A 13769-nucleotide genomic window follows, 5' to 3' on the forward strand; every position below is an offset into this window, starting at 1 on the left:
GCGACGGGCGCGCCTCTCGGCGACGGGCGCCTGGGCGGAGCCGGGGTCAGGAGGACCAGCGGAACCAGCGGCGCACCGCCGCGGCGAGGACCAGCGCCCACGCGGCCAGCGCCGCCAGGTGCGCGGCCGGGAAGGCCCCGTCGACGAGCGACGCGCGCAGCGCCTCGCCCAGCGCGCCCGGCGGCAGCCACTGCGCGACGGACGCCCACCACCCGGGCAGGTCCGCCACCGGCAGCACCAGCCCGCCGACGACCGCCAGCACCACGAGCAGGAGGTTGGCCACCGCCAGCACCGCCTCCGCGCGCAGCGTGCCCGCGAGCAGCAGCGCCAGGGCGGTGAACGCGGCGACGCCGAGCAGCAGCGCGAGCACCGCGCCGGGCAGCCCGGCCGGGTCGGGCCGCCAGCCGAGCGCGAGGCCCGTCGCCGACACCACGACGACCTGCAGCGCCGCGACCGCGAGCACGGCGAGCGCCTTGCCGGCGAGCAGCCCGCCCCGCCCGAGCGGGGTCGTCGCGAGCAGCCGCAGCACCCCGTTGCGGCGGTCGAACGCGGTCGCGATCGCCTGGGAGGTCAGCGAGCCCGCCATGACGGCGAGGCCGAGGACGCCGGGGGTGACCACGTCGATCCGCTCGGCGTCGCCGAGGCCGACGTCGAGGAACGACCCCCGCCCGAGGGCGATCAGCGCCACCACCGGGATGATCAGCGTGACGAGCAGCTGCTCGCCGTTGCGGAGGACCGCCAGGGTCTCGAAACCGGCCTGGGCCCGCACCCGGCGCCCGGCCGGTGCGGCGCGGTCCGCCCTGGCGGCGGGGGTGTCGGCGGCGGCGGGCGCGGTCATCGCAGGTTCCGTCCGGTCAGGTCGAGGAACACGTCCTCGAGGGTGCGGCGCCCGACGTCCACCCGGGCCAGCAGCACGTCGCGGTCGGCGCACCAGGCGGCGAGCGCGGCCACCAGGGCCGGGGTCGCGGGGGAGTCGACCGCGTAGGACCCGGGTCCGGTCTCGGTCACGGCGGCGCTCGCCGGGGCCCCGGCCGGGGTCAGGGCGGCGCCCAGCGCCGCGAGGTCGAGCCCCGGTGCGGTCCGGAAGGTCAGCGTCGAGGAGTCGGCCCCCGCGAGGAGCGCCGGCACCGACCCGTGGGCGATGACGCGCCCGTGGTCGACGACCGCGACCTCGTCGGCCAGCGCCTCCGCCTCGTCCATCAGGTGGGTGGTCAGCAGCACCGCCACGCCGTCGGACCGCAGCTCCTCGACCAGCGACCACACGGCGCGGCGCGCCTGCGGGTCCATCCCGGCCGACGGCTCGTCCAGGAACACGACGTCCGGGCGCCCCACCACGGCGGTCGCCAGCGCGAGCCGCTGCCGCTGGCCGCCGGACAGCCGGCGGACCGTCGTCCGGGCGAACGGGGTCAGGCCGAGCCGCTCGGCGAGCTCCCCGACGTCTCGCGGCCGGGCGTACATCGCGGCGACGTGCCGCAGCACGCCGAGCGAGGGCACGCCGGTCGGCAGGCCCGCGTCCTGCAGCATCACGCCGACCCGCGGACGCAGCGCGCCGGCGTCCGCGACGGGGTCCAGCCCCAGGACGCGCACGGTCCCGCCGTCCGGGGTGCGCAGGCCCTCGCAGCACTCGACGGTGGTGGTCTTGCCCGCGCCGTTCGGGCCGAGCACCGCGGTCACCCGTCCGGGGGACGCGTGCAGGTCGAGCCCGTCGACCACGGCACGGCCGTCGTACCGCTTGACGAGCCCGCGCACCTCGACGGCGGGCGGGGAGGAGGTCTGGCCGAGCACCCCGCGAGTGTAGGGGGCGCAGCCTCGGGTGCGGTGTGGTGAGGCTGACCTTGCTTGCCAGGACTTATTTCGGCAACAAGGATGTTGCCGATATCGGGAGCCCTCGTCGGGGCTCCGCGGGACCGGGCCCGACGGGGGTCCGCCCCGCGACCCAGCCGTGCAGCAGCGAACCGGAGGTGTGTGCCATGAGCGCGACCACGCCGGGGACCGCAGCCGCGCCGGAGGCCGACTGCGTCACCGAGGCCACCGACCCGGCCGGGCGCCCCGCCCGCCCCGCGGAGCACGAGTCCGAGGCCGAGGCCGGGACCCGCCGCCGGGTGCTCGACCTGATCGCGGCCGACGGCCCGGTGTCCGCGGCCGAGCTGGCCGCCGAGCTCGACCTGACCGCCGCCGCCGTCCGCCGGCACCTCGCGGTGCTGGAGGGCGAGCAGCAGATCGGGGTCCACGACGGCGGCGCCGTCGGGCCCGCCCGGCGCGGGCGCCCCGCCAAGCGCTACGTCGTGACCGCGGCCGGCCAGGCGGCGCTGAGCCAGCAGTACTCCGAGCTGGCGTCGCAGGCGCTGCGGTTCGTCGCCGAGATCGGCGGCGCGGACGCGGTGCGCAGCTTCGCCGAGAAGCGGGTCCGCGACCTCGAGGTCCGGCACGCCGACGCGCTGGCGGAGGCGGGCGACGACCCGGTCCGCCGGGCCCAGGTGCTCGCCGACGGGCTCGCGGTCGACGGGTTCGCGGCCACCGCGCGCCCCGTGCCCGGCGGCCACGCCATCCAGCTGTGCCAGGGCCACTGCCCGGTGCAGGACGTCGCGCGCGAGTTCCCCGAGCTCTGCGAGGCGGAGGCGCACGCCTTCTCCCGCATGCTCGGCGTCCACGTGCAGCGGCTCGCGACGCTGGCCCGCGGCGGCCACGTCTGCACCACGAACATCCCGATCGTGCCGGTGCGCCGGTCCGCGACCGGCACCGACCGACCCTGAGCCCCCCGAACCCGACCCCCGTGCACCCGCGGAAGGACGATGAGATGACGACGACCGACCCCGGCCGCCCCGCTGCGGCCGAGCCGATGAGCCAGGACGAGGCCATCGCCTCGATCGGCACCTACGGCTACGGCTGGCACGACGCCGACGACGCGGGCGCCACGGCGCAGCGCGGCCTGTCGGAGGACGTCGTGCGCAACATCTCGGCGCTGAAGGACGAGCCCGAGTGGATGCTGAAGACCCGCCTGAAGGCGCTGCGCCTGTTCGACAAGAAGCCGATGCCCTGGTGGGGCGCGGACCTGTCGGGCATCGACTTCGACAACATCAAGTACTTCGTCCGGTCGACGGAGAAGCAGGCGACGTCCTGGGAGGAGCTCCCGGAGGACATCAAGGACACCTACGACCGCCTGGGCATCCCGGAGGCCGAGAAGCAGCGCCTGGTCGGCGGCGTCGCCGCGCAGTACGAGTCCGAGGTCGTCTACCACCAGATCCAGGAGGACCTGGAGCGGCAGGGCGTCATCTTCGTCGACACCGACACCGGCCTGCGCGAGTACCCCGAGCTGTTCGAGCAGTACTTCGGCTCGGTCATCCCCCCGGGCGACAACAAGTTCGCGTCGCTGAACACCGCCGTGTGGTCGGGCGGCTCGTTCGTCTACGTGCCGCCGGGCGTGCACGTCGAGATCCCGCTGCAGGCCTACTTCCGGATCAACACCGAGAACATGGGCCAGTTCGAGCGGACGCTGATCATCGCGGACGAGGGCTCGTACGTGCACTACGTCGAGGGCTGCACCGCGCCGATCTACCAGTCGGACTCGCTGCACTCCGCGGTCGTCGAGATCATCGTGAAGAAGAACGCCCGCGTGCGGTACACGACGATCCAGAACTGGTCGAACAACGTCTACAACCTCGTGACCAAGCGGGCGACCGCGGCCGAGGGCGCGACGATGGAGTGGGTCGACGGCAACATCGGCTCCAAGGTCACCATGAAGTACCCGGCGATCTACCTGCTGGGCGAGCACGCCCGCGGCGAGACGCTGTCCATCGCCTTCGCGGGCGAGGGCCAGCACCAGGACGCCGGCTGCAAGATGGTGCACGCCGCGCCGCACACCTCGTCGTCGATCGTGTCGAAGTCGGTGGCCCGCGGCGGCGGCCGGACGTCGTACCGCGGCCTGGTGCAGGTGCTCGAGGGGGCGTCGCACTCGGCGTCCAACGTGCTCTGCGACGCGCTGCTGGTCGACCAGATCTCCCGCTCGGACACCTACCCGTACGTCGACGTCCGCGAGGACGACGTGTCGATGGGGCACGAGGCCACGGTCTCCCGCGTGTCCGAGGACCAGCTGTTCTACCTGATGTCCCGCGGCATGACCGAGACCGAGGCCATGGCGATGATCGTGCGCGGGTTCGTCGAGCCCATCGCGCGCGAGCTGCCCATGGAGTACGCCCTCGAGCTGAACCGCCTGATCGAGCTGCAGATGGAAGGGGCCGTCGGCTGATGTCGACCACCACACCCGAGACCCCCGGTCTCTCCACCGACCACTCCCGCGCGACCGCCGACGGGGCGCACAGCCACGGCGTCGCTGAGGTGCCGCAGTCGTCGCGCGCGGCCCGCGCCACCTCGTTCGAGGTCGCGGACTTCCCGGTGCCGACCGGGCGCGAGGAGGAGTGGCGGTTCTCGCCGGTCGACCGGCTCGCGCCCCTGTTCGCCCCCGAGACGGGTCGGCTCACGGGCCACGGCGTCCTCACCACGGTCGTGAACGCGCCCGAGGTCGAGGTCGAGATCGTGGACCGCGACGACGCCCGCCTGGGCCGCGCCGGCGAGCCCGGCGACCGCGCCGCGGCCGTCGCGTGGGCCTCGTTCCCGCGCGCCACCGTCGTGACCGTGCCGCAGGAGGCCGTCGCGTCGACGGTGACCTCGGTGCGGGTCGAGGGGGTCGAGGGCCAGCTGGAGCCCACCGGCAGCCACCTGCTCGTGCACGCCAAGCCGATGTCGCAGGCCACGGTCGTCATCGACCACGTCGGGTCCGCCCTGCTCACCGAGACCGTCGAGGTCGTGGCGGAGGACGGCGCGCACCTGACGGTCGTCTCCGTGCAGGACTGGTCCGAGGGCGCCGTGCACAACGCGGCGCACCGCGTGAAGCTCGGCCGCGACGCGACCGTCAAGCACATCGTGGTCACCCTGGGCGGCGACGTCGTCCGGCTCACCCCGGACGCGGAGTTCGCGGGCGAGGGCGGCTCGGTCGAGATGCTCGGCGTGTACTTCGCCGACGCCGGCCAGCACCAGGAGCAGCGGCTGTTCGTCGACCACGCGGTCCCCAGCTGCAAGTCCCGCGTGACCTACAAGGGCGCGCTCCAGGGCGAGGGCGCGCACACCGTGTGGGTCGGCGACGTGCTGATCCGCAAGGAGGCCGAGGGCACCGACACCTACGAGCTCAACCGCAACCTGGTCCTCACGGACGGCGCGCGCGCGGACTCGGTGCCGAACCTCGAGATCGAGACCGGCCTGATCGAGGGCGCGGGCCACGCCAGCGCCACCGGCCGGTTCGACGACGAGCAGCTGTTCTACCTGCGCTCGCGCGGCATCCCGGAGACCGACGCCCGTCGCCTGGTCGTGCGCGGCTTCTTCGCCGAGCTGATCCACCAGATCGGCGTGCCCGAGGTCGAGGAGCGGCTCATCACCGCGATCGAGGCCGAGCTGGCGCAGTCGATGACGGAGTTCCAGGGCGCGGCGGCGGTGTCCGGCGGCGACCTCGCCTCCGACGTCACCGACGAGACCGACGCCGAGCGCGCCATCCTGAACGAGCCCGCCTCCGTCGCCTCCGCGGACGAGCCCGCATGACCGCACAGCTCGCCTGCCTGACGTCCGACGTCCCCGAGGCCGGCACGTTCCGTGTCGAGCTCGAGGGCGAGCACGGTCCCGTCGAGGTCGCGGTCGTCCGCGACGAGGACGGCGCGCTGCACGCCATCAGCGACATCTGCTCGCACGGCGCGGTGTCGCTGTCCGACGGCGAGGTCGAGGGCTGCACCGTGGAGTGCTGGCTGCACGGGTCGCGGTTCGACCTGCGCACCGGCGAGCCGCTGGGCCCCCCGGCCGTCCGCCCCGTCCCCGTCTACCCCCTGACCGTCGACGGCGAGCGCGTGCTCGTCGACGTCGACGTCGTCGCCTGAAGCCTTCCGAGGAGAACCCCATGCCCACCCTGGAGATCCGCGACCTGCACGTCAGCGTCGAGACGAAGGAGGGTCCGAAGCCGATCCTCCGCGGCGTCGACCTGACCATCAACAGCGGCGAGACGCACGCCATCATGGGCCCGAACGGCTCCGGCAAGTCCACGCTGGCCTACTCGCTCGCCGGGCACCCGAAGTACGAGATCACCTCCGGCACCGTGACGCTGGACGGCCAGGACCTCGTCGCCATGTCGGCCGACGAGCGCGCCCGCGCCGGCCTGTTCCTCGCCATGCAGTACCCGGTCGAGGTCCCCGGCGTCTCGGTGTCGAACTTCCTGCGCACCGCCAAGACCGCGATCGACGGCGAGGCGCCCGCGCTCCGCACCTGGATCAAGGACGTCGACGGCGCCATGCAGCGCCTGCGCATGGACTCCGCGTTCGCCGAGCGCTCGGTCAACGAGGGCTTCTCCGGCGGCGAGAAGAAGCGCCACGAGATCCTGCAGATGGAGCTGCTGAAGCCGCAGTTCGCGATCCTCGACGAGACTGACTCCGGCCTCGACGTCGACGCGCTGCGCATCGTCTCCGAGGGCGTGAACCGGGCCAAGGAGTCGACCGACGTCGGCGTCCTGCTCATCACGCACTACACGCGCATCCTGCGGTACATCCAGCCGGACTTCGTGCACGTGTTCGTCGACGGCCGGATCGCCGAGGAGGGCGGGCCCGAGCTCGCCGAGCGCCTCGAGAACGAGGGCTACGACCGGTTCCTGACGTCGGGCGCCTCCGCCTGACGGACGGACCCGACCCCGCGGGCACCCCGGGGCGGCGGCCGGACCGCCGCCCCGGGACCCGCACCCCCGGAGGGCGACCGGGCACCGCGCGACGCACGACGACGAGGACACCGAGATGACCGACACGCTGGACCGGGCCGAGCAGGGCGGGCAGGGGCGGACGCTGGACGCCGCCGAGCTGGCCGCCGTGCGCGCGGACTTCCCTCTGCTGCAGCGGACCGTGCGCGACGGCCGGCCGCTGGTCTACCTCGACTCCGGGGCGACCTCGCAGAAGCCCGAGGTCGTCCTGGACGCCGAGCAGGACTTCTACACGCAGCGCAACGCCGCCGTGCACCGCGGCGCGCACCAGCTCGCCGAGGAGGCCACCGAGGCGTTCGAGACGGCCCGGCACGAGGTCGCCTCGTTCGTGGGCGTCGCCGACGACGAGCTGGTCTGGACGTCGAACGCCACCGCGGGGCTCAACCTGGTGGCGTACGCGATGTCGAACGCGACGCTCGGGCGCGGGGGCGCCGCGGCGCAGCGGTTCGCGCTGGCGCCCGGGGACGAGATCGTCGTCACCGAGGCCGAGCACCACGCGAACCTCGTGCCGTGGCAGGAGCTCGCGGCCCGCACCGGCGCCACGCTGCGCTGGCTGGGCGTGTCCGACGACGGGCGCATCCGGGTCGAGGACCTCGACGCCGTCGTGACCGACCGGACGAAGGTGCTCGCCTTCACGCACGCCTCCAACGTCACCGGGGCGGTCACGCCCGTCGCGCCGTTCGTCGCCCGCGCCCGCGAGGTCGGGGCGCTCACCGTGCTCGACGCCTGCCAGAGCGTGCCGCACCTGCCGGTCGACCTGGCGGCGCTGGGCGTCGACTTCGCCGCGTTCTCCGGGCACAAGATGCTCGGCCCGACCGGCGTCGGCGCCCTGTACGGCCGCCGCGAGCTGCTCGAGGCGATGCCGCCCGTGACCACCGGCGGCTCGATGGTCGAGGTCGTGACGATGGAGCAGACCACCTACGCGCCGCCGCCGCGCCGGTTCGAGGCCGGGACCCAGATGGTGTCCCAGGCCGTCGGCATGGGCGCCGCCGCGACGTACCTCGCCGAGCTCGGCATGGACGCGGTCGCCGCGCACGAGCGGCACCTGGCCGGGCTGCTGCTCGACGCGGTGGCCTCGGTGCCGGGCGTCCGGGTGATCGGCCCGACCGAGAACGTCGACCGGCTCGCGACCGTGTCGTTCGTCGTCGACCGCGTGCACGCGCACGACGTGGGCCAGGTCCTCGACGACGCCGGCGTGGCCGTGCGGGTCGGGCACCACTGCGCGCAGCCGCTGCACCGCCGGTTCGGCGTCGCCGCGACCGCCCGCGCCTCCGCGGCGGTGTACACGACGGACGAGGAGATCGCGGTGTTCCGGGAAGCACTGGCGGGGGTCCGGACGTTCTTCGGACTGAGCGACTGATACTGGGACGACGACAGACCCGAGAGAGCGAGAGCCGCACCGCATGAGCACCGGCATGGAGCAGCTGTACCAGCAGCTGATCCTCGACCACGCCAAGCACCCCGCCCACCGCGGGGCGCAGGAGGCGTACGACGTCGAGGTCCACCACGTGAACCCCACCTGCGGGGACGAGGTGACGCTGCGCGTGCGCCTGGACGCCGACGCGTCGGGCGCGCCGGTCATCGGCGAGCTCACCTGGACCGGCCAGGGCTGCTCGATCTCGCAGGCTTCGGCCTCGGTGATGTCGCAGGCCGTCGCCGGCGGGTCCGTCGAGCACGCCCTCGCGCTGTCCGACGACTTCCGCGAGCTGATGGACTCCCGCGGCGTGCTGCCCGAGAAGTTCGAGGGGGACGGCCTCGCCGAGGAGATGGAGGACGCCGTCGCGTTCGTCGGCGTCGCCCGGTACCCCGCCCGCATCAAGTGCGCCCTGCTCGGCTGGGCCGCCATGAAGGACGCGGTGGCGCAGGCCGCCGCGACGACCACGAACCCCGAGGAGGGGCGATGAGCGACACCACGGTGTCCCCGCAGCAGGACGGCGCCGCGCCGGCGCCGGTCAACGCCGCCGACGTCGAGGAGGCGCTGCGCGACGTCATCGACCCCGAGCTCGGCGTCAACGTCGTCGACCTCGGGCTGGTCTACGGCATCGCGATCGAGCAGGGCCGGAACGTCGTCATCGACATGACGCTCACCTCGGCCGCGTGCCCGCTCACGGACGTCATCGAGGACCAGGCCGGGAGCTCCCTGGAGGGGCTGGTCGACTCGGTGCGGATCAACTGGGTGTGGATGCCGCCGTGGGGCCCGGAGCGCATCACCGACGACGGCCGCGCGATGATGCGGGCGCTGGGCTTCAACATCTGAGCTGCCTCTCACCGGCGCCGTTCGTTGCGGCACCCGGGGATCTCGCACGTGATGCCCCGTCCGGGCTGCGTGCCGGTGGCGAACGCCCGCACCAGAGGACGTCTGCGGCGGGCCTGGGCCTCCTCGAAGACGTGCGCGAACGTGCCTGCGAACCTCCGATCGACGACGTCAGCGGCCGCGATGCTCGTGGCAGCGACGTAGATCACGACAACGAGCACCGACCACACCCCGTCGAAGCCTCCGGCACGCGTCACCCACACCGCGCCGAGCGCGATCAGTGTCGCGACCAGCGCGACGGTGATCTTGCGTGTCCAACCGGTCGATCGAGAAGCGAATGCTGCTGTCCTGAGCACAAGCACGAGAAGTACTCCGGATGCCCCTGCGGCTGCTGCGGCCGCGGCGAAGTCCTCAGTCAACCCGAGTGCCAGGGCCGGACCCGTCACCGCGACAAGAGCGAGGCTGGCCCAGGCCCAGAGACGAGCAGTCCTCGACGGTGTCCTGCTCCCGGTGCGCTTCCCGGATGCGAATGAGTCCTGCGTGTAGCGCGTGGCGGCAGCCCGCAGCGGCCCGCCACCGGCGACGCCGCATGCGAGGGCCCAACTGAGCAGGGTGTACCACGCGGCGACGGCCGCCCAGGACACGACCCAGGCGTCGGACTGATCGTCGGCCCAGAACAACCCGGCGATGCCGACGGACGCCATCATGCCGATGAGTCCACCCACGAAGGTTCCAACGCCGATGGTGAAGCGGCGACCCCAGCCGTCCTCGACAAGTCCCGAACTCGAGGCCGACGCGACGGATACCTGGGTCGACGCGGCGAAAAGCGCCGCGACTGCCACAGCTTCGGCGAATGTCTCCTCGAGCGCCACGGCGGAGCTCGACACGACCAGCACGGGCACAGGCAACAGGTAGGCGCCCCACCAGGCAATGACGTACCACCGCCTGCCGCGCTCGACCCTGACCACGCGATCCTGCAGGGCGGCTTTGAAGGGCGCATCAAGGATGGACCGAAGTACCGCTGACTCGTGACCCAGCGCCATGAGGTGGCCGATCTGGACCGCGAGCCAGGCGAGACACAGACAGGCGGCGAGCCCGATCAGGAGCCAGTCCGACCATCCTGCGAACGCGACGGCCGCGATGATCGCCGTCACCGCCATGCTCAACAGAGCCAGGGCGGCCTCTGCTTTGTGTACCGACTCCGCTGAGCGGAGTCGTCGGAGCGCGTCCAGGTTGACGTCTCCCGTCCCGTTGACCGCCTCCACCTCGAACTCCGACATCCGTTGGGCGCTCTGTCCCATTGACAGCACGATCGCGACGATCAACGCCGCTACGACGCCGAGCGCGGCGAACCCGGAGTCCGGAAAGGTGGCTCCCAGGGCCTCGAGGCTGTCTAGGGCTGCCCGCCCCGCGTCGGCTTCGGTCGTCGTCGTCATGTTGAGGATGCCGAACCCAACGATCGCAGCCGCGAAGACGCTCCCGACGGCGACGCCCACTGGCGCACGTGCCGCACGGGCCCCCTCGGCCGTGATGCAGCCCTCGCACAGGTCGTAGGTCTCGCCCCGGTCTGTGACGGTGTGGATCCGAGGGTCGCGACTTGTGGTCGGGGCGACGATCGGACGGTTAGAGCCACGGCGTCGCCATCGAAACATGGGCGGACGCTAGCGCAGACGTTGCGACCACACGGGTCACCGTCCACCAAAGGTGGCGGATAGGGACGTCGTACGCGGCCCTGTATCCGTGAATTCACGTTTTAGGCACGTACTGACGGGAACACGGAGAACGCGCAGCGACCCCCGTCACGCGCTCAACCGGCGTGGCGTGACGCCTCAGAGCGCGGCGGCCGCGAAGGTGTCGCAGGACTCGACCGTGCCGTCGCGGTAGCCCGTCGTGAACCAGCGCTGACGCTGCTCGCTGGAGCCGTGCGTCCACGTGTCCGGGTTCACCCCGCCCGCCGACTGCTGCTGGATGTGGTCGTCGCCGACCGCCGCCGCGGCGGACAGGGCCTCGGCGAGCTGCGCCTCGGTGATCGGCTCCAGGAACGTGACGCCGGTGTCCGGGTCGACCGTCGTGGCGGCGTCGCCCGCCCACAGCCCGGCGTAGCAGTCCGCCTGGAGCTCGACACGGACCGAGTCGGAGTCGTCGCCGCTCCCGGACCGGTCCGCGCGGTCGAACACGCCGGTCAGCTGCTGGATGTGGTGGCCGTACTCGTGCGCCACGACGTACATCTCCGCCAGCGGGCCACCCTGCGCGCCGTACTGCGAGGCGAGCAGGTCGTAGAAGGACAGGTCGAGGTAGATCGTCCGGTCCGGCGGGCAGTAGAACGGCCCGGTCGACGCCGAGGCGCTGCCGCAGCCGGTCTCCGTGGCGTCCTGGAACGACACCACGGCGGGCTCGACGTCCGGGTCCTGGGCCAGCTCGGGCAGCGTGCGCTGCCAGTACGCGTCGAGCGCCTGGACCGTGGCCGACAGGCGGCACTCGCGCTCGGCGTTGGCCTGCTCGGCGGTGCAGTCGCCGATCTGCGCGACCTGCTCCTGCGACCCGGCCCCGGACCCGCCGTCCCCGCCCGACAGCAGCTGCGCCGGGTTGCCGCCGAGCAGCGTGACCAGCACCACCAGCACCAGCGTGCCGATGCCGCCGCCGACCGCGACGCCCCGCCCGCGACCGCCGCCGCTGCGGGACTGCACGCGGCCGCCCTCGAACCGGCCGCCGTCCTGGAACGTCATGCCGGGGACGGTAGCCCGGGGCGCGGGACGGCGCGCGGCGAGCGGGTCGCGGCGTCGCCCGGGGCCGTCAGTCCACGATCCCGCGCGCGGCCAGCGCCTCGCCCAGGTCCCGCGCCCGGCCCACGACCCGCAGCACCGCCGGCGTCAGCCACACCCGCGGGTCGCGCTCGGCACCGCGGGCGCGCGCCGCGTCCCGGACCTCGTGCACCGTGCGGGCGATCTCGGGCACCGAGCGCAGGACCAGCGCGACCGCCAGGGCGACCAGGTCGGGCGGGACGCCGACCCGGCGCAGCGGCCGGGCGACGCGCGCGAGGGCGTCGAGCAGCAGGTCGGCCGGCGTGGTGGCGGTGACCACCGCGGCGCCGAGCACGAGGGTGAGCAGGTCGGCGACCACCTCGACGGCCGGGCCCCAGCCGCGCGCCCAGGCCTGGTAGGCGCCGGCCAGCAGCGCCGTGACGAGCACGGGCAGCATCCCGCGGAGCGTCGGCCGCGGGGGGAGGGCGGCGACGGCGCCGGCCGCGACCGCCACCCCGAGCAGCCCGAGCGACGCCGGCACGCCCCGGGTCGCCACGACCGCGACGCCCAGCAGCGCCAGGCCCGCGAGCTTCGCCCCCACCGGCGCCCGGTCCAGCGGGGTGCGGGCGGTGCGGTGCGCGCCGAGCAGCGTCACGCGGGCTCCACCGTCATCAGCGCGCGGTAGGCCTCGAGGGCCGGCTCCGGCGCGCCGTCGTGCACCACGCGGCCGCCGTCGACCACCAGCACCCGGTCGGCCCGCGCCGCCGCGTCGAGGTCGTGCGTCACCTGGACCACCTGCTGCGGGAGGTCGGCGAGCAGGCCGTCGACCACGCGGCGCCAGCGCAGGTCGAGCAGGGTCGTCGGCTCGTCGCAGACCAGCACGGCGGGCTCGGTGGCGAGCACCGCGGCGAGCGCCAGCAGCTGCCGCTGGCCGCCGGACAGCGCCCGCACGGGCAGGTCGGCGCGGGACGCCAGGCCGACGCGGGCGAGGGTCTCGCGGGCGCGGGCGTCGCGCTCGCGGGCGGGGACGCCGAGGCGGCGCAGGGACAGGGCGACGTCCTCGACGGGCGTGGGCATGACCACCTGGGCGTCCGGGTCGGTGAACAGGAACCCGACGCGGCGGCGCACCGCGGACCCGTCGCGGGCGGTGTCCAGGCCGTCGACCCGCACCGAGCCCGCCGACGGCAGGGTCAGGCCGTTCAGCAGCCGGGCGAGGGTCGACTTGCCCGAGCCGTTCGCGCCGACGACGGCGACCCGGCGCTCGGTCAGCGTGGCGGTCACCGGACCCAGCAGGGTGACCACCCGCTCGGCCCCGCGGCGTCCGTCGCCCGGTGCGTACGCCGTGACGACGGCGCCGTCGAGCTCGATCACCGGCCGCGGAGCAGGTCCGGGAAGGCGCGGAGCGCGGCGGCGGCGACCACGGCGGCGAGCGCGTTCTTGATGAGGTCGCCGGGCAGGAAGACGGCGCCGGCGGCGAGCGCCTCGGACGCGGACAGGCCGAGCCGCCAGCCCATGACCGCGATGCCGAGCGGGTGGATCACCAGCAGCGAGCCGGCCGTCGCCGCGCCGAACAGCGCGGGGACGCGCCACCGGCCGGGTGCGCGGCGGGCGAGCAGCCCGAACCCGCCGGCGATCGCCGCGGCCGCGGGGAACGCGAGCAGGTAGCCGGCCGACGGCGACGCCAGCACGCCGAGCCCGCCCGTCGCGCCCGACAGCACGGGGACGCCCGCCAGGCCGACGGCCACGTACAGCAGCAGCGCGAGCGCGCCCCGCCGCGGGCCGAGCACCAGGCCGGTGAGCGCGACGCCGAAGGTCTGCAGGGTGATCGGCACAAGGGCTCCGGTCGGGATGGCGGGCAGCACCGCGCACACGGCGACGAAGGCGGCGAACGTGGCGATCAGCGCGACGTCGGTGGCCACCGAGGCGCGGGCCACGGGGGCCGGGGCGGTCGGCGCGGCCGCGTCGGCGGCGGGGACGGCGTCGGGGCGGTGCT

The 13769-nt window shown here is 74.2% G+C and carries 15 protein-coding genes; 8 read left to right on the plus strand and 7 right to left on the minus strand.

Features of this window, described 5'->3' with window-relative positions:
* Positions 1-46: 46 nt before the first annotated feature.
* Positions 47-838, minus strand: coding sequence for an ABC transporter permease (locus MHY85_RS08045; protein ID WP_239195302.1), 792 nt, complete (start codon positions 836-838; stop codon positions 47-49).
* The gene (locus tag MHY85_RS08050) at positions 835-1785 is read right to left on the minus strand and encodes an ABC transporter ATP-binding protein (protein ID WP_239195303.1); all 951 of its coding nucleotides are present in this window, start codon (positions 1783-1785) and stop codon (positions 835-837) included. The genes MHY85_RS08045 and MHY85_RS08050 overlap by 4 nt, the downstream gene beginning before the upstream one ends.
* A gap of 185 nt (positions 1786-1970) precedes the next feature.
* Here MHY85_RS08050 and MHY85_RS08055 point away from each other — a divergent pair, with 185 nt between their 5' ends.
* The 8 genes from MHY85_RS08055 to MHY85_RS08090 all read left to right on the plus strand — a co-directional run bounded on the left by MHY85_RS08055 (position 1971) and on the right by MHY85_RS08090 (position 9038).
* A complete protein-coding gene (locus MHY85_RS08055; RefSeq protein ID WP_239195304.1) occupies positions 1971-2753 on the plus strand; it encodes a metalloregulator ArsR/SmtB family transcription factor in 783 nt (260 codons plus the stop codon).
* A 44-nt stretch (positions 2754-2797) separates the two neighbouring features.
* Entirely contained in the window at positions 2798-4246 is a 1449-nt protein-coding gene (gene sufB / locus MHY85_RS08060; protein WP_239195305.1) for a Fe-S cluster assembly protein SufB, read from the plus strand.
* Positions 4246-5589 (plus strand): Fe-S cluster assembly protein SufD, encoded by a 1344-nt coding sequence (gene sufD / locus MHY85_RS08065; protein ID WP_239195306.1) that lies wholly within the window; start codon positions 4246-4248, stop codon positions 5587-5589. The genes sufB and sufD overlap by 1 nt, the downstream gene beginning before the upstream one ends.
* On the plus strand, positions 5586-5918 hold the full coding sequence (locus MHY85_RS08070) for a non-heme iron oxygenase ferredoxin subunit (RefSeq protein ID WP_239195308.1): 333 nt from the start codon (positions 5586-5588) through the stop codon (positions 5916-5918). Before sufD ends, MHY85_RS08070 begins: the two co-directional genes overlap by 4 nt.
* A gap of 20 nt (positions 5919-5938) precedes the next feature.
* Entirely contained in the window at positions 5939-6703 is a 765-nt protein-coding gene (gene sufC / locus MHY85_RS08075; protein WP_239195310.1) for a Fe-S cluster assembly ATPase SufC, read from the plus strand.
* A 115-nt stretch (positions 6704-6818) separates the two neighbouring features.
* Complete coding sequence (locus MHY85_RS08080) at positions 6819-8141, plus strand: SufS family cysteine desulfurase (protein WP_239195312.1); 1323 nt, start codon at positions 6819-6821, stop codon at positions 8139-8141.
* 43 nt (positions 8142-8184) lie between these two features.
* Entirely contained in the window at positions 8185-8685 is a 501-nt protein-coding gene (gene sufU / locus MHY85_RS08085; protein WP_239195314.1) for a Fe-S cluster assembly sulfur transfer protein SufU, read from the plus strand.
* Entirely contained in the window at positions 8682-9038 is a 357-nt protein-coding gene (locus MHY85_RS08090) for a metal-sulfur cluster assembly factor (RefSeq protein WP_239195316.1), read from the plus strand. Before sufU ends, MHY85_RS08090 begins: the two co-directional genes overlap by 4 nt.
* A gap of 8 nt (positions 9039-9046) precedes the next feature.
* Here the strand turns inward: MHY85_RS08090 and MHY85_RS08095 are convergent, their stop codons facing one another.
* The 5 genes from MHY85_RS08095 to MHY85_RS08115 form a co-directional block, all read right to left on the minus strand.
* On the minus strand, positions 9047-10531 hold the full coding sequence (locus MHY85_RS08095; RefSeq protein WP_239195318.1) for a hypothetical protein: 1485 nt from the start codon (positions 10529-10531) through the stop codon (positions 9047-9049).
* Positions 10532-10864: 333 nt separating this feature from the next.
* Positions 10865-11761, minus strand: a complete 897-nt coding sequence (locus MHY85_RS08100; RefSeq protein WP_239195320.1) for a neutral zinc metallopeptidase — start codon at positions 11759-11761, stop codon at positions 10865-10867.
* A gap of 67 nt (positions 11762-11828) precedes the next feature.
* Positions 11829-12431: a CbiQ family ECF transporter T component gene (locus MHY85_RS08105; protein ID WP_239195322.1), complete on the minus strand. Its 603-nt coding sequence runs from the start codon at positions 12429-12431 to the stop codon at positions 11829-11831.
* On the minus strand, positions 12428-13147 hold the full coding sequence (locus tag MHY85_RS08110; protein ID WP_239195324.1) for an energy-coupling factor ABC transporter ATP-binding protein: 720 nt from the start codon (positions 13145-13147) through the stop codon (positions 12428-12430). Before MHY85_RS08110 ends, MHY85_RS08105 begins: the two co-directional genes overlap by 4 nt.
* Positions 13144-13769: biotin transporter BioY (locus MHY85_RS08115; RefSeq protein WP_255732382.1), on the minus strand; the 626-nt coding region annotated here is incomplete at its 5' end. The genes MHY85_RS08110 and MHY85_RS08115, both read right to left, overlap by 4 nt.

It is taken from the genome of Cellulomonas sp. ACRRI, assembly GCF_022346185.1.
Taxonomy (GTDB): Bacteria; Actinomycetota; Actinomycetes; order Actinomycetales; family Cellulomonadaceae; genus Cellulomonas.